The organism is Streptomyces sp. NPDC026246, assembly GCF_055567995.1.
This window is the reverse complement of record NZ_JBVHPJ010000006.1, coordinates 208790-231091: the sequence shown is the minus strand read 5'-3', so window position 1 is coordinate 231091 and position 22302 is coordinate 208790. Positions and strand designations below refer to the sequence as shown.

The window sequence follows — 22302 nt, the reverse complement described above, 5'->3', positions numbered from 1 at the left end:
ATGCCGGGTCCGCCCCGCCCCGGACGGGCGGCCCCGGTGTGCGCCCGAGCAGGGCGCCTCGTCACGACCGCTCGGCCCGCCAACCGATCCCGGACAGATAGCGCTCGACGTGCTCGGGAGCGTCGGTGGCCAGGCCGATGTGGTGGTCCGGGCGGATCAGGAACAGCCCGGTGCCCAGTGCCTCGGCGAGCGGGCCGCCGGTCACCCGGTGGGTGCGCAGGCCGGGCATCGGCCGCGGCGGCGCGCAGTCCACGGCGAGCAGGGTGAAGTCCGGCCCCCTCAGGAGGTCGAAGAGACGCTCGCAGGGGCCGTCGGTGGTGACGCACGGCAGGTCGGGAGCACGGTCACCGGCCCGGACACCGCTCGCAGGACGGTTCGCGCGGGTGTCGGTCGAGAGGCCGCTGTCGCGGTAGTGCACCGACAGCAGGTGACAGACCTTGCCCCGGTGGCGGGCCTGCTCACCGGCGTCCTCGGTCCTGCGCCCGGCCCGGTACAGCCGTGTGCTCAGGTCCAGCACGTCCGCTGCCGCCGCCCGGCGCTCGGCCTCGTAGCTGTCCAGCAACGCCTCCGGAGCGCGGGAACCCGCGACCAGGGCGAGCTTCCACCCGAGGTTGCAGGCGTCCTGCACGCCGATGTTCAGTCCCTGGCCGCCGCCCGGCGGGTGCAGGTGAGCGGCGTCCCCGGCCAGGAGGACACGTCCCTTCCGGAAGCGCTCGGCCAGCGCGGTACGGGGCCGGTAGAACGAGAACCACCCCACGTCCGTGACGGCGTCCGGGGGAAGATGGGTCCGGGCGGCGACCAGTTCGCGCACGGTCTCGGGCGACGCGGTGAACTCCTCCCCGGTGATCTTGGCGTTGAGCTGGAAGTCCGCCGTTCCCGGCAGCGGGCACATCAGCAGCTCACCGGCCGGGTCGGGCCAGATGTGCCAGTGCTCGCGGTCCAGCCCCCGCACGCGTACGTCCGCCACCACCGCCGAGCGGAGCCCGCCGTCCTCGCCCTTCATGGCGATGCCCGACGACTCGCGGACCGTGCTGTGGCCGCCGTCGGCCCCCACCAGGTAGAGCGCCGGGATCAGCCGCCGGCCACCGTCCGAGGACGTCACCTCGGCCCTCACCTGCGTGTCCGACTGCGTCAGGGAGGTCAACCGCGTACCGCACTCCAGCGTCCCGCCGAGGTCGAGGAAGCGGTCGCGCAGGATCTCCAGCGTGCGCCACTGCGGGACCAGCCACGGCCGCGGATGACGCGACACCGGGGCGTCCGGGTCCGGTTCGATCAGCTGCCACTCGCCCCGGCGCTCGCCGTCCCGCCACGTCTGCATGGGCGGGAAGAGGGAACCGGCGGCCTGCACCGCGTCGCCCACGCCGAGCTCGTCGAACACCTCCAGCGTGCGTGACTGCAGGCTCTTGCCGCGGGAACCCGAGGGCAGGTGCTCCGCCGCCTCGACGACATGGGTGCGCACACCGCGCCGGGCCAGGTCGCAGGCGAGGGTGAGACCGGTCGGTCCGGCGCCGACGACCAGCACGTCCACGGCCGGCTGCCGGGCTGACTGAGGGGTGGGATCGGGCACGTCTCCCTGCTTTCTGCCGTTTGACCGGCACTGGATGCATGGAGCGGCGCTCTGCCGCACTATGCGGAATGTCCCCCTCGGGCAGGGCGGCCGTGGCCCGAGCCCACCGGTACCGCCCACTTGGCCGCACCCCCGCACGCCCTCAGGAGTACCCATGGCCCACGCCGCCGCCTGCCCCTTCGACTTCAGCGAGCAACTCGCCTTCGACCCCTCCCTCACGCACCTCATGGCCGAGGGCCCGGTCACCCGCATCCGGCTGCCCTACGGCGAGGCCGAGGCATGGCTGGTCACCAGCTTCGAGGGGGTGCGCCAGGTGACCACCGACCCGCGCTTCAGCCGGGCAGCCGTCGTGGGCCGGGACTACCCCCGGATGACCCCCGAGCCGATCGTCTCCCCGGAGTCGCTCAACGTCATGGACCCACCGCGCAGCACCCGGCTGCGCCATGCCGCCGCCCGGGCCTTCACGCAGAGCAGCGTGAAGGGCATGACACCGGCCATCGAGCAGGTGGCGCACCGACTCGTGGACGTGATGGCCGAGAGCGGCCCGCCGGCCGACCTGGCCCGCTGCCTGTCCGAGCCGCTGCCCAACCACACCATCTGCGCACTGCTGGACGTCCCCGCCGCGGACCGGCCCCTGATGCTGCGCCTCACCCAGCAGATGCTCACCACCGCGCCCGAGGCCAGACAGGCGGCGGTCGCGGCCAAGCAGCAGCTGCGCGCCTACTTCACCGCCCTGGTCGCCGAACGCCGCCGGGACGGCGGCAGCGGCCTCATCACCACCATGGCGGCGTCCGAGCGGGGGGAGAAGCCCCTGAGCGACGACGAACTGGCCGTCCTGGCCCTGACCCTCATCCTCAGCGGCAACGACACGGCCACCTGCCAGATCAGCAACATCGTCTACACCCTGCTGACCCGCCCCGACCTGCGCGCCCTGATGGAGCGCGGTCCGGAGCGGCTGCCCCGGCTGCTCGACGAACTCCTGCGCCACATCCCCTTCCGCAAGGGTGTGGGGATCCCGCGCGTCGCCCTGGAGGACGTGAAGCTGGAGGGTGTGCTGATCCGCGCGGGTGAATTCGTCCATGTCTCCTACCTGGCGGCCAACCGGGACCCGGAGGTGTTCCGGGACCCCGACGTCATCGACGTGGAGCGGGCCTCCCACCCGCACATGACGTTCGGCTGGGGCGGTCATCACTGCGTCGCCAGCACCCTCGCCGTTGCCGAACTGAGAGCCGCGGTCGAGGTGTTGTTCACCCGGCTGCCCGGCCTGCGCCTGGCGGTCCCGGCCGAGGAGCTGGTCTGGGACACCCGCACGATCCGCCGTTTCCCGGTGGAGCTTCCGGTGACGTGGTGACGTGGTGACGTGGTGACCGGGTGCGGGCGGGGCGTCGGCGGATGCTCGGTCCCCTCGCCGGGAACCCAGGGCCCTGCCTGTGCTCAGAGGCAGGAGTCCCGATGGCGCTCCGACCCGGGTCGCTCCGGTGCTCCTGCAGCCGGGTCGCGGGGGCGGACGTCGGCCAGGGTCGTGGCCAAGGACTGCCAGACATGGGCCGCCAGGTCCACGTGCGCGGACTCCGCCGCCTGCCGACCCAGCCGGCGCAGCGCCGCGATGCCCTCGTCGGCACGGTCCGCGAGGATCTTCAGGCGGCCGTCGAGGACCGCCAGGCGTACGCGGTCGCGGTAGGACAGACGCAGGTCCTCCTCGGCGAGCAGGGCCCGGCTGAGCGCCCTGGCGTCCTCCAACCGTCCCTGGTGGAAGGCGAGATGGGCTTGGAGTGCCCGCACCTCCTGGAGTTGCGCGGGGGTACCGACGAGGTGCAGGACGGCGGCGGCCTCACCCAGCCGGTGTGCGGCGTCCGCCACACGGGGCGGTGACGTGTGCAGCGCGGCGCCGGCCGCCGCGAGCCGCAGCCGGGCCCACAGGGTCAGGTCGTCCCCGCCCTCCAGCAGGTTCAGAGCCCTCTCCAGGCGCGCCCTGGCGGCCGCGGCGTCACCCTGGCGGTCGCTGACCACCGAGGCCGTCCACAGCGCCTCGGCCGCCTGGGCCGGCGTGGCCCGGGGGAGCAGGTCCCGCTCCAGTTCGGCGACATGGCGGCCGGCCGCCTCCAGCTCGCCGAGTGCCGTCTCGACGCCGATCAGGACGATCAGGGCGGACAGCGTGTCGGACACGCCGAGTCGCGCGGTGCGCGCCACGGACAGCGCCACGGCCGCCGCCTGCTCGGCGGCGCGCACGTCCCCCAGTGCCTGCGAGCAGCGGGCGAACCGGACGCGCGCCCGGACCCGCAGCTCCGCGGCGTCCAACCGGTCGCTCAGGTCCACGAGTTCGGCCAGTCTCGTGCGCTCCAGCTCGCGGTCGCCGTCGCGGCCCGTGGCCTGGCTCAGCAGCCACAGCGCCTGCCAGCGGGCGGCGGGGTCCTCGCCCGCGTCCTCCTCGACCGCGCGGCACAGCGCCGGTGTGTCGTCCGCGCCGGGTGGTGCCGAGGCCACGGCGGCCAGGACGCCGGTCAGGGTCCGGCCGTCCGACGGGCCGGTCAGGGCGGACGGGTCGACGCCGAGCCGCTGGGCGAGGTAGGTCACGGCGCGTTCGGTGGGAGGCCGCTCACCGGATTCCAGCCGTGACAGGTACCCCGTCGACATGCCCCGGCCCACCAGTCCGGCCTGGCTCAGCCCCCGTGCCAGCCGCAGCCTTCTCAGCCGGCGGCCGAAATGCGGCTGTTCGAGCATCTCCCTCCTCCGGTTCCTCGGCGCCGTCGGCGAGCTCTGCCGGTCCCGCCTGCCCGGTCGGGCGTATCGATCGCCCACACTGTATGAAGCTCGGCAAGGGGCGACAAGCTGTTAAACGCAGGTCAACCAGCCGCCGCCCGGGCGGTTTCGGATTGAGTGGGCGCTGTTTGAAAAGCCGCGAACTCTGCCCGGATCAAGCCCGTTTCGCGGGCCGGTTGACGGGTTGCCCAGGTCACTTGGCAAACCCTTGCCAGAGGAGTTGCCGACGCTTAATCTCGAAAGCGCCCCCTTGATGTGATCCCGACTTCGTCATGCGGAGGTTCTCGTGCTGAACAGGTTCCGACCGGACCCCTCGCGAAGGCCGGAGGTACGGCCCGCGGCCCCGGTCCCTGGTCCCGGGTTCGGATCGGACGCCGGGGTCGCATGGCCGTGACAACGTTATCCCCGGCAGCCGGGGGCCGTTCGCCCCGGTGCCGCCTCCTCTGCTCACCCTGACCGACCCGGAAGTCCGGCGCCTTCGTGCCGGGCTGCCCGGGAGGACGCGGACACCGGCCCCGGCCACCGGCGAGGTGGTGCATGCCGTCACCGGACGCTCGTCCACACCCAGGCACAGCGCACCGGTCCGCTCCGCGTCCGCTCACCCTTCCCCGCCCGCACGCAGGAAGAAGGACGGTACGTCCGTGGCGACCACGAGTTTCCCCGACGCCTCGCCCCGCAAGAACCGGACGGCCGCTGCGGCCGCCCCCGCCCGCCGTGGCCCGACCGGCGACTCGCCGGGAGGCGCCGCTTCGGCGGGCGCCTGTACGGCCCATGTCTCGCCCGGCGACCCGGTCGTCACGGCCGCAGAACCCGAATTCGCCGGCCAATTCGGGCTGGCCGCCGACGAGATATGCGGGCACAGCCTTCTCGACCTTCTCCGCTCACCCTTTCCTGTACGGCTCCGGGAGAAATTCACGGCTCTTTCCGCAGGGCGTCTTCGGAGGTTCACGGAAAAGGTGACCGGCCGGGACGGCGACGGCCGTGAATTCCCGGCGGAAATCACCGCGGTCGCCGTCCGGGAACCCGCGGGCGCGATCGTCGGCGTCGTCGTTCTGCTGCGCCGGGCCGGGCACGCCAGGCCCGGCGGGCCGGTGCTCAGCGCCCTCGACGCACAGGTCCTGGAAGGTGTGGCGAGCGGTGAGTCCACGGTGCAGCTGGCCTCCCGTCTCTATCTGAGCCGTCAGGGAATCGAATACCGCGTCGGGCAGATGCTGCGGCGCTTCGACGCGCCCAACCGGCCCGCCCTCGTGGCGCGGGCCCACGCACTCGGGATGTTCGCGACGGGGCAGTGGCCCCCGCGCGTCCTCCCGGAACACGTGCGCTAGGGCGCCACACGTACTTCGGTGCCCGACGCATGCCCCGGTGTTCGGCCCATGCCTCGGCGCTCAGTACATGCGCAGGTGACCGGACCGTGCGCCGGTGCGGTCCGCGGGCGCCGGATCCCGGGCGGCCGTGGCGGTGGGAGGGGCACCGCCACGGCCGCGTGCGCGTCCCGCAACCGACCCGGCGTCAGGCCGCCGAAGGCTGCCACGCCTCCTGGAAGCGGCGTCGGGCCCGGAACAGGCGCGAGCGGACGGTGCCGACGGGCAGGGCGAGCACCTCGGCCATCTCCTCCTCGTTGAGCCCGTAGGCGCGCAGGGTGAGGACCTGCCGGTGCGCCCGGGACAGGCGCTCCAGCACGTCGCTGATGTGCACCGCGTCCAAGGGGTTGGCCTCCTGCTGGGAGTCCACCTCGGAGCAGCAGCGCTCCTCGCCGTAGCGCTTGGCGGTGCGGACGGCCTCGCGGACCGTCACCGAGCGCACCCAGCCGTAGAACGCCGCCGGTTCGCGCAGCGAGCTGAGACCGCGGTAGATGGCGAGCAGCGCCTCCTGCGTGGCGTCGGCGCCGTCGTCGTGGGTGATGGACCGGCAGATGCGCGCGACGTACGGCGTGATGCCGGTCAGCAGGTGGTTCATCGCGTGCTCGTCGCCCGCTTGCGCGCGGGGCAGCAGCGTGAGAGGGGAGGGGAGTTCGCTGACGGTGGTCATGTCGGTCACGAGTTCCTCGGCGGCGGGGGAGCGGGGGAGAGGCCCTTGTCGGTCCGGGTCCTTGTCAGCCCGTGACGGCGGCGTCGGGCGCAGCCGTGCTCGCGAGCCCGAGGAGTCCGGCGCGGACGTCGTCGCGGAAGGCGCTCATGAAGGCCGGGCTGTAACAGGCGGTGGAGTGCGGGAACTCGATGGAAAGCCGCCCCTCGAAGGAGACGACGCACGCCATGACGGGGCTGCGTCCCGCCTGCGGGAAGTAGTGCTCGCGGGCCGGCACCAGCCGCACGTCGGCCGCCCGCAGTCCCGCCGGCAGCCGCGGGCCCGGGACGACGCCCATGTTGGTGACGATCACGGTGGCCAGTTGCAGCGCGGGGTTGCGGGGGATCTCCGGCGTGATGCGCAGTTCGTGGAAGTGGTCGCCGCGGGAGAGGAAGTCGCCCAGGCGGCCGTGCACGGTACGCGCGAGGTCCAGAGGTTCGGCCGTCCCGGACACGTCGAGCGTCTGCAGGTGGGTGGTGACCGCGGGCACCAGGGCGGAGGCGGGCAGCGGCGGGGACAGCCGGGAACGCACATCCACGGGGGAGAGGCACCCGAGGGTGCGGGGGCCGTCGCCGTCCAGCCGCCGCCGGGCCGTGCCCAGCAGCGTCGCGGCGATCAGGGCGTGGACGGAGACGCCCGCGTCGCGTGCCCTGCGCCGCAGTCGCGAGGTGTGCTCGGCGTCCAGCGTCAGCCGGCGCACTTCGATCTGCCCTGTCCCGTCAGCGTGTTCACCGGCCGTGACGTCGTACGGCACCAACTCGACCGGGTGGCGCCGCACTTCCTGCAGACGGTGGTCCAGGTACTTCGCCGTGTCGTCGGTGTCGGCCTCGGGCACCAGCCGGCTGACGGGCTCGGGCCAGCTGGGCAGGCCGGAGCCGGCGGGGGTGGGTTCCCCCTCGACCAGTGCCCGGTAGCGGTCCCACAGTGCGTTGTGCAGCGCGATGCTGCTGTGCCCGTCGACGACGGTGTGGTCCACCACCAGGACGAACAGGTGGCTCTCGCCGTCCGGGGCGCTGACCAGGACGGCACGGCTCAGCGGTCCCCCGACCGGCAGGGGCTGGTTCAGTTCCGCCGCGTAGGCCTCCGTCTCCGTGCCGGTCCGGGTGATCAGCCGGGGGCGCTCGTCCTCGTCGAGCAGGCGCAACAGGTGGGTCGTGCCGTCCTGTTCGATGCGGGAGCGCAGCGGCGGGTTCGTCTCCGTCATGGCGTCGAACGCGGCCGACAGCGCCGCCACGTCCACGCGTCCGCGCAGCGTGCAGGACAGCACGGCCCTGCTTCTCTGGCCCACGTAGAGCGTCTCGACCGGACACAGCGCACGGTGCATGCCGTCAGCCTTCTTCCGTCGTCCATCGGGGGGTTCCACGGCCCCGGATCGGTCGGCCGCCGCGGCTTTCCGCGGGGCGCAGGGGGCTCTTCGAGAGTGCACGGCGGAACACGTCCTGATCCAGCGGAGAAGGCTATGGCGAGGCAAGTCGCGTGATTTCCCTAGAAGTTGGCGTGGTTCGAGCACTCCCCGGCCCCGCACATTCCAGGGAAACCCCTAAGGGGGACCGCCACGGCCCGGTGGCGCTTGACCCGGCCGGTTCGGGTGGCGCACCGTGATGTGCCGTGAAACCGGGGCCGGGTGAGGTGCCTCCCCCGCCCCGGCGTGCGACCCCCGTCCCGCCCCTGTCGGCAGCCGGTCCGGCGCGTACACCCGCGCGAGGACCGCGCGGAGCGGTGGCCGCACCCGTCCGATCCGGCCGGGCCATCGCCGTCCGGGACATTACGGCTAGTCACGTGAGGGTTGTGCCATGTCACTCCGCGAGGACGAACGTCGACCGCTGTCCGGAGCCCAGGAGGGCCTCTGGTACGCCGGGCGGCTCGCACCGGACAGCGCCGCGTACAACACCGCGGAGGCGGTGGAGATCCACGGTCCCCTCGACACCGGCCTGTTCGAGGCCGCGCTGCGGCGCACCGTGGGCGAGGCCGACACGTTCGCGCTGCGCTTCGCCGAGACCGACGACGGCCCCCGCTGCCACACCGCCGCGGACGCGGACGACTGGGTCCTGCACCGGGTCGACGTCAGCGGCACCGAGGATCCCGAGGCGGCCGCCTGGGCCCACGTGCGCGCCGATCTGGCGACGCCCGTGGACCTGGAGAAGGGCCCGCTGTTCGCCCACACCCTGCTGACGCTGGCCCCCGACCGCTTCCTGTGGTTGCTGCGGGCCCACCACATCCTGCTCGACGGCTACAGCTACAAACTGCTCGGACGGCGGCTGGCCGAGACGTACAACGCCCTGGCCGACGGGCGTGAACCGGAGCCCTGCGGCTTCGCGCCGGTGAGCCGGCTGCAGGCGGAGGAGGCCGCCTACCGTGCCTCCGAGGGCTACGTCCGCGACCGCGACCACTGGGCGCGGCGCCTGTCCGCCCTGCCGGAGCCCGCCCGGCTCACCTCCCGCACGGCCGCCGCCACCGCGCCCTTCCTGCGCCGCACCGCCGGACTGACAGCCGCCGAGACCGACACCCTCGACGCGGCGGCCGCCCGGCTCGGCGTGCAGCGCACCGACCTGCTGACCGCCGCCACGGCCGCCTATCTGCACCGGATGACCGGCGCCGACGACCTGGTGCTGGGCATGGCCACCATGAGCCGCCTGGGCAGCGCCACCCTGCGCACCCCCGGCACCGCCTCCGACGTGCTGCCGCTGCGCGTGACGGCCAGTTCGGGCACGCCCCTGGAGGAGCTGGTGCGGGCCGTCGCGCAGGAGCTGAAGGCCCTGCGTCAACATCAGCGCTACCGGGGCGAGTTCCTCCGACGGGACCTGGGGCTGCTGGGCACCGGACGCCGGCTGTACGGGCCGGTGCTCAACATCGTCCCGTTCGACGAGTCGCCGGTCTTCGGCGGCCATCCCACCACCTGGCACCACCTGTCCGGCGGAGCCGTCGACGACCTGCAGATCTCGGTGCGCCCGGGAGGCCGGGGCGGAGGGCTGTGGCTGGCCTTCGACGCCAATCCGGCCCTGTACGAGGAGGACGAACTGGCCCTGCACCGCGACCGGTTCCTCGCGGTGCTGCGCCGGGTCGCCGAGGCCGCCCCGGCGGTACCGCTGGGCGACCTGGACCTGCTGCTGCCCGGAGAACACCCCCGCGACACGCCCGTGCACACGTATCCCGTCGAGCGGACCCTCACGGAGCTGTTCGAGGAACGGGCGGCGGCCGGACCGGAGCGGACCGCCGTCAGCTGCGGGGACGAGCGGCTCACCTACGGCGCGCTCAACGCCGAGGCCAACCGGCTCGCCCGGCTGCTCACCGAGCACGGCGCGGGCCCCGGCCGGGTCGTGGCGCTGGCCCTGGAACGCGGCGTGCGGCTGCTGCCCGCCCTGCTGGCCGTGCTCAAGACCGGTGCCGCCTACCTTCCCCTGGACCCCGGACACCCGGCCGGACGGCTGCGGCTGGTCGTCGAGGACGCGGCCCCCGTCGTCCTCGTCACCGAGCACGCCCATGCCCACCTCGCCACCGACGCGCTGCCCGCCGTCCTCCTCGACGACCCCGACGTCACGGCGGACCTCGCCCGCCGCTCCGGCGCCGACCTGGGCGACACCGAACGCCACGGGCCGGTGGGCCCGTCCGACACCGCCTACATCATCCACACCTCGGGGTCCACCGGACGCCCCAAGGGCGTGCCCGTCCCGCACGCGAACGTCGTGCGGCTCTTCGCCGCGGCGGCCGAGCACTTCGACTTCGGTGCCGACGACGTCTGGACGCTGTTCCACTCCTACGCCTTCGACTTCTCCGTCTGGGAGATCTGGGGCGCCCTGCTGCACGGCGGCCGGGTCGCCGTCGTGCCGTACGCCGTCAGCCGCTCCCCCCGCGACGTCCTGGAACTGCTGCACCGCGAGGGCGTCACCGTCCTCAGCCAGACGCCCTCCGCGTTCGAGCAGCTCGTCGAGGCCGACGCCGAACGGGGCGGTGACACCGCGCGGTTGCGGTACGTCGTCTTCGGCGGCGAGGCGCTGCGCCCGGCACGGCTGCGCCCCTGGGTGCGCCGGCACGGCCTGGACCGCCCGGCGCTGGTGAACATGTACGGCATCACCGAGACCACCGTGCACGTCACCCACCACCGTCTCACCCGGGCCGACCTGGACGACCCTCGCCGGGGCAGCGTCATCGGCGCCCCGCTCGCCGACCTGCGCGTGCACCTGCTGGACGCGCAGGGACGCCCGGTGCCGCCCGGCGCGACCGGCGAGATGTACGTGTCCGGCGCCGGCGTCGCCGCCGGCTACCTGAACCGGCCGGAGCTGACCGCCGAACGGTTCCTCGACGACCCCTACGGCCCGCCCGGCACCCGCATGTACCGTTCGGGCGACCTGGCCCGGCGCCGCCCCGACGGCACCCTCGACTACCTCGGCCGCGCCGACGCCCAGGTGCAGCTGCGCGGTTTCCGCGTCGAACCCGGCGAGATCGAGGCCGTCCTCGCCGCCCACCCCGACGTCGCCCGCGCCGCCGTCGTGCCCCGCCGGGCCCGCAACGGCGCCCTGCAGCTCGTCGCCTACACCGTCCTCACGGGCGAGACGCCCGCGAGCGCCGCCGCCCTGCGCGCGCACGCCGCGGCCCACCTGCCCGAGCACATGGTTCCCGCCGTGTGCGTCCCGGTGGACACACTGCCGCTCACCGCGAACGGCAAGCTCGACACCGAGGCGCTGCCCGTCCCCGACTTCACCGCCGCCGCCTCCGGCACCCGTCCCGAGACGCCGCAGCAGGCCCTGGTGTGCGCGCACTTCGAGGACGTGCTGAAGCTGCCCCGCGGCACGGTGGGCACCGACGTCAACTTCTTCGACCTGGGCGGCGACTCCCTGCTCGCCACCCGGCTGCTGGCCCGGATCCGGCAGGCGACGGGCGCCGAGATCCCCATCACCGCACTGTTCGGGACGCCGACGCCGGCCGCCCTCGCCCAGCGGCTCACCGTGACGGACGACGCCCCGACCCGCCCGGCCCTCGGCGAGGCCGAACGCCCGCAGCGGGTGCCGCTGTCCTTCGCGCAGGAGCGCATGTGGTTCCTGAACCGGTTCGACGAGGGAGCGGCCACCTACAACATCCCGCTCATCGTCCCGGTCGGCGCCGGCCTCGACACCGAGGCGCTCCGGTCGGCCCTCGGCGACCTGGCCGACCGGCACGAGAGCCTGCGGACGGTGATCGCCGAGTACGACGGCACGGCGTACCAGCGCATCCTGCCGCCGGGCGGACTGCGTCCGGTACTGCGCCACGTCGACTGCCCCGCCACCGAGACCGCCGCCCACGTCCACGCCGCGCTGCGGCATCGCTTCGACCTCACCGCCGAAAGTCCCCTCGCCGCCTGGCTGCTGGGCACCGGCAGCGACCGCGTGCTGCTGTTCGTCCTGCACCACAGCGCCGCCGACGGCTGGTCGCTCGGTCCCTTCGCCGACGACCTGAGCAGCGCGTACGCGGCTCGCCGGGAGGGCAGGGCGCCCGCGTGGACGCCGCTGCCCGTCCAGTACGCCGACTACGCCCTGTGGCAGCGCGCCCTGCTGGCCCCCGCGCCGGACGGCCCGGGACGGCTGGAGCAGCTCACCGAGCACTGGCGCACCGCGCTGGACGGCCTGCCCGAGGAGTGCACCCTGCCCGGTGACCGGCCGCGCCCCACCGCGCCACACGGCGGCGGCGCACACGTCGAGACCACCGTCGGCGCCGACCTGCACGGCGCCCTGCTGCGCCTGGCCGACCGCGAGGGCACCAGTCTGTTCATGGTGCTCCACGCCGCCGTCAGCGCCCTGCTCACGCGCTGCGGCGCCGGGGAGGACATCGTCCTCGGCACGCCCGTCGCGGGCCGCACCGAACCCGCCCTCGACCACCTGATCGGACTGATCACCAACACGCTGGTGCTGCGGGCCGACACCTCCGGCGACCCCGCCTTCCGCGACCTCCTCGCCCGGCTGCGCGCCGCCGACCTGGCCGCCCTGGACCACCAGGACCTGCCCTTCGACCGGCTGGTGGAGGAACTCAACCCCGTCCGCACACCCGGCCGCCATCCGCTGTTCCAGGTGATGCTGGCCCTGCAGAACAACACCCGGGCCGTCCTCGAACTGGGCGGCGAGCGGACCGAGTTGCGGCCCACGGCCACCGGCACCGCCAAGTTCGACCTCTTCGTGGACGTCCTGGAACGCCGTACCCCCGACGGCACGCCCGGCGGACTGACGCTGCACGTCGAGTACGCCACCGACCTCTACGACGCCGGCACCGCCGAGGCGTTCGCCCACGCCCTGCACGACACCCTGCGCACGGTGGTCACCGACCCCGGCGTCCGGCTCGGGGAACTGCCCGCCCTTCCCGAGCGCACCCCCTCAGCGGCCGAGCCCGGCCTCGCGGAACTGGAGCAGGCCGCCCTCGCGGTGCCCGGCATCCGCGAGGCCCACGCGCTGCACGGCGCCGACGGCGCCCCCGCGCACCTGTACGTGGTGCCGGGACGGCCGGACGCCGCCGAGCACCTGGAGAGCGCCCTGGACCGCACGGGCCACGGCGCCGTCCGCGTCACGGCCGTCAACCTGCTGCCCCGCGCACAGGACGGCACCGTGGACACCACGGCCCTGCGTGCCCTGCCCGCCGCGGACCGCACCGCCGCCGGCGCCTGGCGCGAACGGCTGGCCCGGATCCCGGGCGTCATGGCCGCCGAGGTGTCGGTCGAGACCGCTCCCGAGGAACTCGGCCGCCGCCACGCCGGCCCGCACGGCCGCACCACGCAGCCCGCGTCCGCCCCGGCCCGCACGGCACCCCGCTCCACCGTCCCGGCCGTCAGCGAGGGCCCCGCCCTGGCCGAACCCTCGGTGACCGGCTGGGCAGAGGCCCTGCGCCGCGCCGCCGAACGGGGCAGGGGCGACATCGTCCACGTCCACCCGGACGGCACCGAACACCGGCGCAGCTACGCCTCCCTGATCCCCGAGGCGTCCCGCGTGCTCGCCGGACTGCGCCGGGCGGGCCTGCGCCCCGGCGACCAGGTGATCCTCCAGTGCGACGCGACCGAGGACTTCCTCGCCGTGCTGTGGGGCTGCGTCCTCGGCGGCTTCGTCGCCGTCCCGCTCACCGTGCCCACCGGCTACGACACCCCCTCCGCGGCGCTCACCAAGCTGGAGGGCATCTGGCGGATGCTCGGCCGGCCCTGGATCGTCTGCTCCGCCGCCCGCGAGGCCGGACTGCGCGGGGTCGCGGCCGGGCAGGGCTGGCCCGGACTGCGGCTCACCACGGCCGACGCCCTGCGCGAGGCCCCCGAGGACCACGACTGGCACCCGGCCGGGCCGGACGACCTGATGCTGATGCTCATGACGTCCGGCAGCACCGGACTGCCCAAGGCGGTGCGCCTGACCCACCGCAACGTGCTGACCCGCTCCGCCGCCACCGAGCAGATGAACGGGCTCGGCGCGGACGACGTGTCCCTGAACTGGATCCCGCTCGACCACGTCACCGGCGTGGTGATGTTCCACCTGCGCGACGTGTACCTCGGCTGCCGCCAGATCCACGCCCCCACCTCCTGGATCCTGCAGGACCCGCTGCGCTGGATGGACCTCGCCGACCGGCACCGGGTCACCGTCACCTGGGCGCCCAACTTCGCCTTCGGGCTCCTCGCCGGGCAGTCCGACCGCTTCACGGGCCGCACCTGGGACCTCTCGCCCATGCGGCTGGTGATGAACGCCGGCGAGGTCGTCGTCGCCTCCGCCGCCCGCCGGTTCCTGCACGCGCTGGAGCCGTTCGGCCTCCCGCAGGACGTGATGCACCCCGGCTGGGGCATGTCCGAGACCTGCTCCGTGGTCACCGACGCCGTCCTGCCCGCCCAGCCCGCCCCGGACGAAGGGATGTTCGTCAGCTGCGGCCGGCCCTACCCCGGGTTCGCCATGCGGGTCGTCGACGAGCAGGGCACGGTCCTCCACGAGGGCGAGGCAGGCCGGTTCCAGGTCCGCGGCACCTCCGTCACCGGCGGCTACCACGACAACCCGGCCGCCAACGCGGAGGCGTTCACCGACGACGGCTGGTTCGACACGGGCGACCTGGCGTACCTGCGTGCCGGGGAGCTGTACATCACCGGGCGCGCCAAGGACGTCATCATCGTCAACGGCGTCAACCACTACAGCCACGAGATCGAAGCCTGCGTCGAGGAACTGCCCTTCGTGGAACGGAGTTTCACCGCGGCGGTCGCGGTGCGCTCCGACCCCTCCTCGCCCACCGACGAACTGGCCCTGTTCTTCCACCTCGTGCCCGAGGTCTCCGCCGCGGCCCTGCGCGAGATCGCCGGAAAGGTCACCCGGGAGATCGGCGTCAGCCCGGCCTTCCTGATCCCGGTGGCGCGCGAGACGGTCCCCAAGACGGAGATCGGCAAGATCCAGCGCACCCGACTGCGCACACGCTTCGAAGCGGGCGACTTCGACGCCGAGGTGCGTCGCACGCAACTGCTGCTGGGCACCGCGGCCACCGTCCCCGACTGGTTCCTCCGGCCCGTGTGGCAGCGGGTGGAGCACCCCGGTGCCCGCCCGGCGGCGCCCGGACGGCACACCCTCGTCGTGGCCCGGGCACAGGACGCGCTGGCCCGGCGGCTCGCGGACGCGCTCCGCGAGAGCGGCGGACGGTGCACCCTGGCCGAGACGGGCACGGCCTACGCGCGCCTCGACGCGGCCCACTACCGCGTCCGGCCCGGGGAGGAGAGCGACCACACCGCGCTGCTGGACCGGCTGGACCGCGACCAGCGCCCGGTCGACGCCGTGCTGTACCTCGGCGCACTGCCCGGTGCCGACGCCGTGCAGCCGTACGACACGACCGGCGCGGAGGAACTGCTCGCCTTCGCCCGGGCCCTGACCGCACGACCGGAACCGTCCGGGCCCGTCGACCTGGTGTACGTGACGGCGGGTGCCCAGGCCGTGCACCCCGGTGAACCCGCCCACCCCGCCCACGCCATGTGCGGCGCGCTGCTGAAGTCGCTGAGCGAGGAGTACGGCCGGTTGCGCGCCACGCACCTCGACCTGCCCCTCGACGGCGACCCGGACGCGCTGACCCACATCCTCACCGAGGCGGCGGCCGCGACCGGTGACACGGACGTGGCGTACCGCGACGGGCAGCGGTACGTACGCCGCCTCGCGCCCCTGCCCGACACCCCGCCCCGCGCCGGACAGCCCTCACCCGACGGCTTCACCCTGCTCACCGGCGGACTGGGCGGCGTCGGCGCCGAACTCGCCGCCCACCTCCTGCGCACCCCCGGCACCCGGCTGCTCGTCGTCGGCCGCACACCACGCCCCGACGGCCAGATCCTGACCCGCCTGCGCGAGCTGGGCGAGGTCCGCTACACCCCGGCCGACGTCACCGACGAACAGCAGCTGCGCGACGCGGTCGAGGCCGCCGCCGAGACGTGGGGCGTGCCCCTGGGGTCGGTGCTGCACCTGGCCGGCACCCTCGTGGAACGCCCCGTCGGGGAGCTGGACGCGGCCACCTGGCGCCGGGCGCTGGAGGCGAAGGTGCGCGGGGCATGGACGCTGCACCGGCTCACCGCGGACCATCCGGTGACCTCCTTCGTCACGTTCTCCTCGGTGAACGGCTTCTTCGGCGGCGCCATGAATGCCGCCTACGCCGCCGCCAACGCCTGCCTGGACGCCCTCGCCCACCACCGCCGCGGTCTCGGGCTGCCCGCGCAGTCCCTGGCGTGGAGCATGTGGCGCGAGCGCGGCATGAGCCGCGGGTACGGGCTCACCGCGCTCACCGAGGCCCGCGGCTACCGGCTGCTCGACACCCCCGCCGCGCTGCGCTCGTTCGATCTGGCCCGCTCCCTGGACGAGCCGCACCTGCTGATCGGCGCCGACCGCACCGCCCCCTGGGTCGGCAGCCACGTCGTGGCCCCCGTACGCCCGACGCGGCGGCTGGCCGGGCGCGTCGGTCTGGAGGACGGCACGGACCTGACCGCCCTGTACCGGGCGGCGGGCGAAGGCGCCCGTGCGGCCGGACTGCCCGACGCGTGGGTCCTGCGTTATACCGGCACCGCGACCGGACCGGACCGCACGGAGACGGGCGAGCACCTGCGCGAGCTGGAGCGCCGGCTCGCCGAGGTCTGGTGCCGCGTCCTGGGCCGCGACCGGGTGGGCCGCGACGACAACTTCTTCGACCTGGGCGGCAATTCCCTGCTGCTCGTCACCGCGCAGACAGCCGTCAACCGCGCCTTCGGCACCGAACTGCCGGTGGTCGACCTGTTCGCGCACCCCACCGTGCGCGACCTGGCGCGCCACCTGGCGGCCACCGGTACCGGCTCCACGGGGACCGCCGCACCGGCCGTCGGGGCGGCGCCCCGGCCCGAGGCGGCCGGCCTGGACCGAGCCAAGGAACAAGCCCGGCGGCAGCGGGCCGCGCGCGCACGCCGCTCCGCCCGGCACGGCGGGGACCGCGGCCGTGCCTGACCGGGACGACTCGGGCCCGCACACCACCGAACCGGGAAAGGACGAGGCACACGCCGTGCACGACACCAGCACACCCCACGCCGAGGACCTCCCCGCCGTCGCCGTCATCGGCATGGCGGGCCGCTTCCCCGGCGCCGACGACCTCGACGCCTTCTGGGACAACCTCGCCGCCGGCCGCGAATCCGTCCGGCCCGTCACCGACGAGGAGTTCCTCGCCGCGGGCGGCGACCCGGGCGATCTGGACGATCCGGCACTGATCCGGAAGGTGTCCGTCGTCGAGGGCATCGACCGCTTCGACTCCGGATTCTTCGGCTACAGCCCCGCCGAGGCCGCCGTCGTCGACCCGCAGCAGCGGCTGCTGCTGGAGGTGGCGTACCACGCCCTGGAGGACGCCGGCTGCCTGGGCGGGGACCGGACGGGCGAGGCGTTCGGCGTGTACGCGGGAGCCGGCGACAGCCGCTACTACCCGGCCCACGTCCACCCCCGCTTCGCCGGGCAGCCCGGCTCCGTGGCGCTCGTCCACGCGGCCACCGCCAACTCCCTCGGCACGCTCGCCACCCGCGTCTCCTACGAACTCGGCCTCACCGGACCCAGCGTGTCCCTGCAGACGGCCTGCTCCACCGCGCTGGTCGCCGTGCACACCGCCTGCCAGGACCTGCTCGACCACCGTTGCGACACCGCGCTCGCCGCCGCCGTCTCCCTCAACCCCTCGGCCGTCCTCGGCTACCGCCACGTGCCCGACGGGCCCTTCTCGCCCGACGGCCACTGCCGTGCCTTCGCCGCGGACGCCGCCGGCACCTCCTCCGGCGACGGTGTCGGGGCCGTGGTGCTGAAACGGCTGGAGGACGCCCTCGCCGACGGGGACCGCATCCGCGCCGTCATCCGCGGCAGCGCCGTCAACAACGACGGCCGCCGCAAGGTCGGCTTCAGCGCGCCCAGCGCCGCCGGGCAGACCGAGGTCATCCTCGCCGCGCAGGCCCAGGCGGAGGTCGACGCCGGCACGATCGGGCTGGTCGAGGCGCACGGCACCGCCACCAAGCTCGGCGACCCGATCGAGGTGTCCGCCCTGACGGAGGCGTTCCGGCACAGCACCCCGCGGACCGGGTTCTGCGCGCTCGGCTCGGTCAAGACCAACATCGGCCACCTCGGAGCCGCCGCCGGCATCGCCGGCCTCATCAAGGCCGTCCTCGCCCTGGAGCACCGGCAGATCCCGCCCAGCCTGCACTTCGACCGCCCCAACCCGCTCATCGACTTCGACGCGAGCCCCTTCCGCGTGCCCACCGCCCTGGAGGACTGGCCCGCGGGCGACCACCCCCGGCGGGCGGCCGTCAGCGCCTTCGGCATCGGCGGCACCAACGCCCACGTCATCCTGGAGGAGGCCCCGCCCACCGCTCCCGGCGCACCCCGCCCGCCCGAGAACGACCACCGCCTGGTGCTGCCGCTGTCCGCCCGGACCGCCGGCGCCCTGCGCGGGCAGGCCGAGGCACTCGCACGGCACCTCGAACACCGCCCCGAGCTCCGGCTGGACGACCTCGCCCACTCCCTGCGCACCGCCCGGCCCGCGCTGCCCCACCGGTTCACCGTCACGGCCGCCTCCCGCGCGGAGGCCGTAGACGCACTGCGCTCCGCCGCCCCCGCCTCTTCGCCCCTCACCGGCGAAGCGCCCCGCGTGGCGTTCCTGCTGCCCGGCGGCGGCACCCAGTACCCCGGCATGGGAGCGGAGCTGTACCGCGATCAGACCGTCTACCGCGACACCGTCGACGAGTGCGCCCGCATCCTGCGGCCCGTCCTCGGCGCCGACCTGCGCACCGCCCTGTTCGAGGAACGGCGGCCCGACGACACCTCCGCGTTCCTCGGCCTGGTCGTCACCGAGTACGCCCTGGCCCGCACCCTCATCGAGTCGGGCGTGCGCCCCGACGCGCTGATCGGTCACTCGCTCGGCGAGTACACGGCCGCCTGCCTGGCCGGCGTCGTCGACCTCGCGGACATGCTCCCCCTGGTCACCGAACGCATCCGGCTCATCGCCTCCGCCGGCGGTGCCACGCTCGGCGTCGCCGCCCCGGCCGAGGAGATCGAGCCGCTGCTCGGCGACGACCTGTCCCTGGCCGCCGTCAACGGGCCCGGCGCCTGCACCGTCGCCGGGCACCTCGACGCAGTGACCCGATTCGAAGCCGAACTGACCCGCCGGGGCGTGCCGTTCCGCCGTCTGCGCATCCCCGTCGCGGCCCACTCCCACGTCCTGGACCCGGTCCTCCCCGCCTACGAGACCCACCTGCGCCAGGTCACCCTGCGCCCGCCGCGCATCCCCTACGTCACCAACGTCACCGGCACCTGGGTCACCGACGCCCAGGCCACCTCCGTAGGGCACTGGCTCGACCACACCCGCCGCACCGTGCGGTTCGCCGACGGCCTCGGCGCGCTGTGGGACCGGCTGCACCCCGTCCTCGTGGAGATCGGTCCGGGCGACACCCTGACCAAGCTGGCCACCGGCCGGCTCACCGGCCAGGCACCGGTGACGGTCACCACCATGCGCCACGCCAAGGCCGAGGCCTCCGACGGGTTCGTCCTCGCCGAGGCACTGGGACGGCTGTGGAGCGCGGGCGTGGACAGCGCCCTGCCGCCGGTCCCCGGCACACCCCGGCGGGTGCCGCTGCCGCCGTACGCCTTCGAACGCCGGCGCCACTGGATCGACGCCCCCGGCGCACGCACCGGCCCCACCACCGACGACACCCCGGCTCCGGCCGCCACCGGCCTCGCCCCCCGGCCCCGGCTCACCACGGAGCTCGTCCCACCGCGCACCGACCGCGAACGGGAGGTGACCCGCCTGTGGGAGGAGATCCTCGGCATCGAGGGCATCGGCCTGCACGACAACTTCTTCGACCTCGGCGGCGATTCGATGCGCGCCGTGCTGCTGGCGGGCCGGCTGCGCCAGTCGGGCGTGCTCGACGTGCCGGCGGCCGCCCTGCTGGCCGCGCCCACCGTGGCCGGGATCCTCGCCGCGACCGGGGAACCCGACCAGCAGGCCCCGGGGCCGGCGCCCACCGCGCTCGCCCCGCTGCTGCCCCTGCGCCCCGAGGGTGCCGCCCGGCCCCTGTTCTGCGTCCACCCCGGCGCGGGCGTGTCCTGGCGCTACACGGGTCTGCTGCCGCACCTCGGCGGGGACCAGCCCGTCCACGGCATCCAGGCCGCCGGTCTCGACGGCACGACCCCGCCCGCGCCGGACGCCACCGCCATGGTCGCCCACTACCTCGACCTGGTCCGCCAGGTGCAACCCCAGGGCCCGTACCGCCTGCTGGGCTGGTCCTACGGCGGCTTCGTCGCCCACGCCATGGCGTGCGCGCTCCAGCGCGACGGCGAGCGCGTCGAACTCCTCGCCATGCTCGACGCGCCCCAGCCGCACGGCACCGCCCACGACCCCGAAGCGGCCGAACGCCAGGTGGCGGCCCTGCTGTCCCGGGTGGCCGGCCTGCCCGTCGACCCGGTGCCCGTGGACACCGTCCTGGACCGGATCGACGCCCGTGTCGCGGCCGACCCGTCGAGCGTCCCCGTCACCCGCGCCGAGGCCGCCGCCATCGCCGCCGTCATGCGCAACAACCTGCGTATCGCACCGCAGTTCACGCCGGGCGTCTTCCGCGGTGACGTGCTGTTCTTCAGTGCCGCCGAGGAGCAGCACACCGACGCCCCGGCCGATCTCGCGGTGCTGCCCGGAAAGGCCGACAGCTGGCGGCCGTACGTCGACGGAACCCTGCACGACCACCGCGTGCCCTGCGGCCACTACGAGATGACCGAACCCGAACCGATCGCCCGCATCGGCGAGGCGGTCGCCAAGGCCCTGCGTGGTCCGGGCGACCGGGCCGCCGCATCCCCTTCCCCGTGAACCCGCGTCGAGGAGAGACAGCGTGAGTGCGACCCAGGACCTGTACGAACTCGGTGACGCACCCGAGTTGGGCACCGCCCCGAAGAAGATGTACGCCTCGCTCATCCGGCGTGAGCGCTACGGACAGCCCGTCGACGCCTTCAGGACCGAGGTGGTCGACGTCCCTCCCGTCGGGCGGGGACAGGTCCTGGTGAAGGTGATGGCGGCCGGCATCAACTACAACAACGTCTGGGCCGCGCTGGGTTCGCCGCTCGACGTGATCGCCGCCCGGCAGAAGGCGGGCGCCACCGAGGACTTCCACATCGGCGGCTCCGACCTGTCCGGGATCGTGTGGGCGGTCGGCGAGGACGTGCGCGGGCTACGGCTCGGCGACGAGGTCGTCGTCCTCGCCAACCGCTGGGACGAGAGGGCCGAGGACATCCGCCTCGGCGGCGATCCCACCTGGTCGACCAGCCAGCGCGTGTGGGGCTACGAGGAGAACTACGGTTCCTTCGCCCAGTTCGCGGTCGTCGACGACTACATGTGCCACCCCAAGCCCGCCCGGCTGTCCTGGGCGGAGGCCGCCTGCTACATGGCGACCGCGGCCACCGCCTACCGCCAGCTGTTCGGCTGGCCGCCCCACACCGTGCGCCCCGGCGACCCGGTCCTGGTGTGGGGCGGTGCCGGCGGGCTGGGCTGCATCGCCATCCAGCTCGTGCGGCACGTCGGAGGCGTTCCCGTCGCGGTCGTCTCCAGCGAGGAGCGCGGTGAGTTCTGCCTCAAGCTGGGCGCCGAGGGATGGATCGACCGGCGGGACTTCGATCACTGGGGGCGGTTGCCGGACACCTCCGACGAGGCGGCGACGGCCCGCTGGCTGTCGGGTGCCCGCGCCTTCGGGCGGCGCTTCTGGGAGGTGCTCGGGGAGCGTCGCAGCCCGCGCATCGTCCTGGAGCACTCCGGGGCCGACACGATCCCGACGTCCCTGTACCTGTGCGGCAACGGCGGCATGGTCGTCCTGTGCGGCGGGACCACCGGCTACAACGGCGACGTCGACCTGCGGTTCCTGTGGATGCGGCAGAAGCGCCTGCAGGGCTCGCACGTGGCCACGGCCCGTGAGGCGCGCGAGGTGACCCGGCTGATCGACCAGGGAATCATCGACCCCTGCTTGTCCAGGACCTTCGATTTCGACGAGATCGGTCTTGCCCACCAGCTCATCCACGACAACCAGCACCCCGCGGGGAACATGGCCGCCCGGGTGGGCGACCGTGGGTGAGGCGAACGAAATGCGTCGGCTGTGGTGATTCGTCCGTGCCGAGAGGGGTACCTGCGCGGAGTACGACGTACGCGCACTCCCCGGAGGTACCTTCCATGGGCAAGCTGGGCGACATGATGAACAAGGCCAAGCAGATGGCCAAGGGTCACCCCGACCAGGCCGACAAGGGCGTCGGCAGCGCCGAGCGCATGGTCGACGATCGGACGGGCAACAAGTACGACGCCCAGACCGACAAGGCCGGCGACACGGTACGGCGCTCCTACCGGGACGGCGGGACGTCGGAACACTGACCGGTTCGACACCGACCGGCTCGACCGTCCCGCCGCCCCCGGTGCACCGCACCGGGGGCGGCGGGACGCCGCAG

The 22302-nt window shown here is 74.2% G+C and carries 10 protein-coding genes; 6 read left to right on the top strand and 4 right to left on the bottom strand.

Translation table 11 applies throughout. From position 1 onward, the window contains the following. Nucleotides 1-61: 61 nt before the first annotated feature. The gene (locus tag ACZ4M5_RS17455; RefSeq protein ID WP_467737648.1) at nt 62-1567 is read right to left on the bottom strand and encodes an FAD-dependent oxidoreductase; all 1506 of its coding nucleotides are present in this window, start codon (nt 1565-1567) and stop codon (nt 62-64) included. A 154-nt stretch (nt 1568-1721) separates the two neighbouring features. On the opposite strand from ACZ4M5_RS17455, the gene ACZ4M5_RS17450 reads away from it, so the two are divergent. Continuing rightward, nucleotides 1722-2918 (top strand): cytochrome P450, encoded by a 1197-nt coding sequence (locus ACZ4M5_RS17450; protein WP_467737646.1) that lies wholly within the window; start codon nt 1722-1724, stop codon nt 2916-2918. An 83-nt stretch (nt 2919-3001) separates the two neighbouring features. On the opposite strand, the gene ACZ4M5_RS17445 is transcribed toward ACZ4M5_RS17450, so the two are convergent. After that, nucleotides 3002-4288, bottom strand: coding sequence for a helix-turn-helix domain-containing protein (locus ACZ4M5_RS17445; RefSeq protein ID WP_467737644.1), 1287 nt, complete (start codon nt 4286-4288; stop codon nt 3002-3004). A gap of 470 nt (nt 4289-4758) precedes the next feature. On the opposite strand from ACZ4M5_RS17445, the gene ACZ4M5_RS17440 reads away from it, so the two are divergent. Next, complete coding sequence (locus ACZ4M5_RS17440) at nt 4759-5652, top strand: PAS domain-containing protein (RefSeq protein WP_467737642.1); 894 nt, start codon at nt 4759-4761, stop codon at nt 5650-5652. Between the two features lie 184 nt (nt 5653-5836). Here ACZ4M5_RS17440 and ACZ4M5_RS17435 read toward each other — a convergent pair whose 3' ends face one another. Both ACZ4M5_RS17435 and ACZ4M5_RS17430 read right to left on the bottom strand, forming a co-directional pair. Then, a complete protein-coding gene (locus tag ACZ4M5_RS17435; protein ID WP_467738035.1) occupies nt 5837-6355 on the bottom strand; it encodes an RNA polymerase sigma factor in 519 nt (172 codons plus the stop codon). A 64-nt stretch (nt 6356-6419) separates the two neighbouring features. Further along, nucleotides 6420-7715, bottom strand: a complete 1296-nt coding sequence (locus ACZ4M5_RS17430; RefSeq protein ID WP_467737640.1) for a phthiocerol/phthiodiolone dimycocerosyl transferase family protein — start codon at nt 7713-7715, stop codon at nt 6420-6422. Between the two features lie 469 nt (nt 7716-8184). On the opposite strand from ACZ4M5_RS17430, the gene ACZ4M5_RS17425 reads away from it, so the two are divergent. From ACZ4M5_RS17425 to ACZ4M5_RS17410, 4 genes are all read left to right on the top strand, one after another. After that, nucleotides 8185-16809 (top strand): amino acid adenylation domain-containing protein, encoded by an 8625-nt coding sequence (locus ACZ4M5_RS17425; RefSeq protein ID WP_467737638.1) that lies wholly within the window; start codon nt 8185-8187, stop codon nt 16807-16809. Beyond that, the gene (locus tag ACZ4M5_RS17420; protein WP_467737636.1) at nt 16802-20686 is read left to right on the top strand and encodes a type I polyketide synthase; all 3885 of its coding nucleotides are present in this window, start codon (nt 16802-16804) and stop codon (nt 20684-20686) included. The genes ACZ4M5_RS17425 and ACZ4M5_RS17420 overlap by 8 nt, the downstream gene beginning before the upstream one ends. A 22-nt stretch (nt 20687-20708) precedes the next feature. Beyond that, nucleotides 20709-21938, top strand: a complete 1230-nt coding sequence (gene ccrA, locus ACZ4M5_RS17415; protein ID WP_467737634.1) for a crotonyl-CoA carboxylase/reductase — start codon at nt 20709-20711, stop codon at nt 21936-21938. 95 nt (nt 21939-22033) lie between these two features. After that, nucleotides 22034-22228 carry an antitoxin gene (locus ACZ4M5_RS17410; protein WP_398107259.1) on the top strand — a complete coding sequence of 65 codons (195 nt, stop codon included), beginning with the start codon at nt 22034-22036 and terminating at the stop codon, nt 22226-22228. Nucleotides 22229-22302 lie beyond the last annotated feature (74 nt).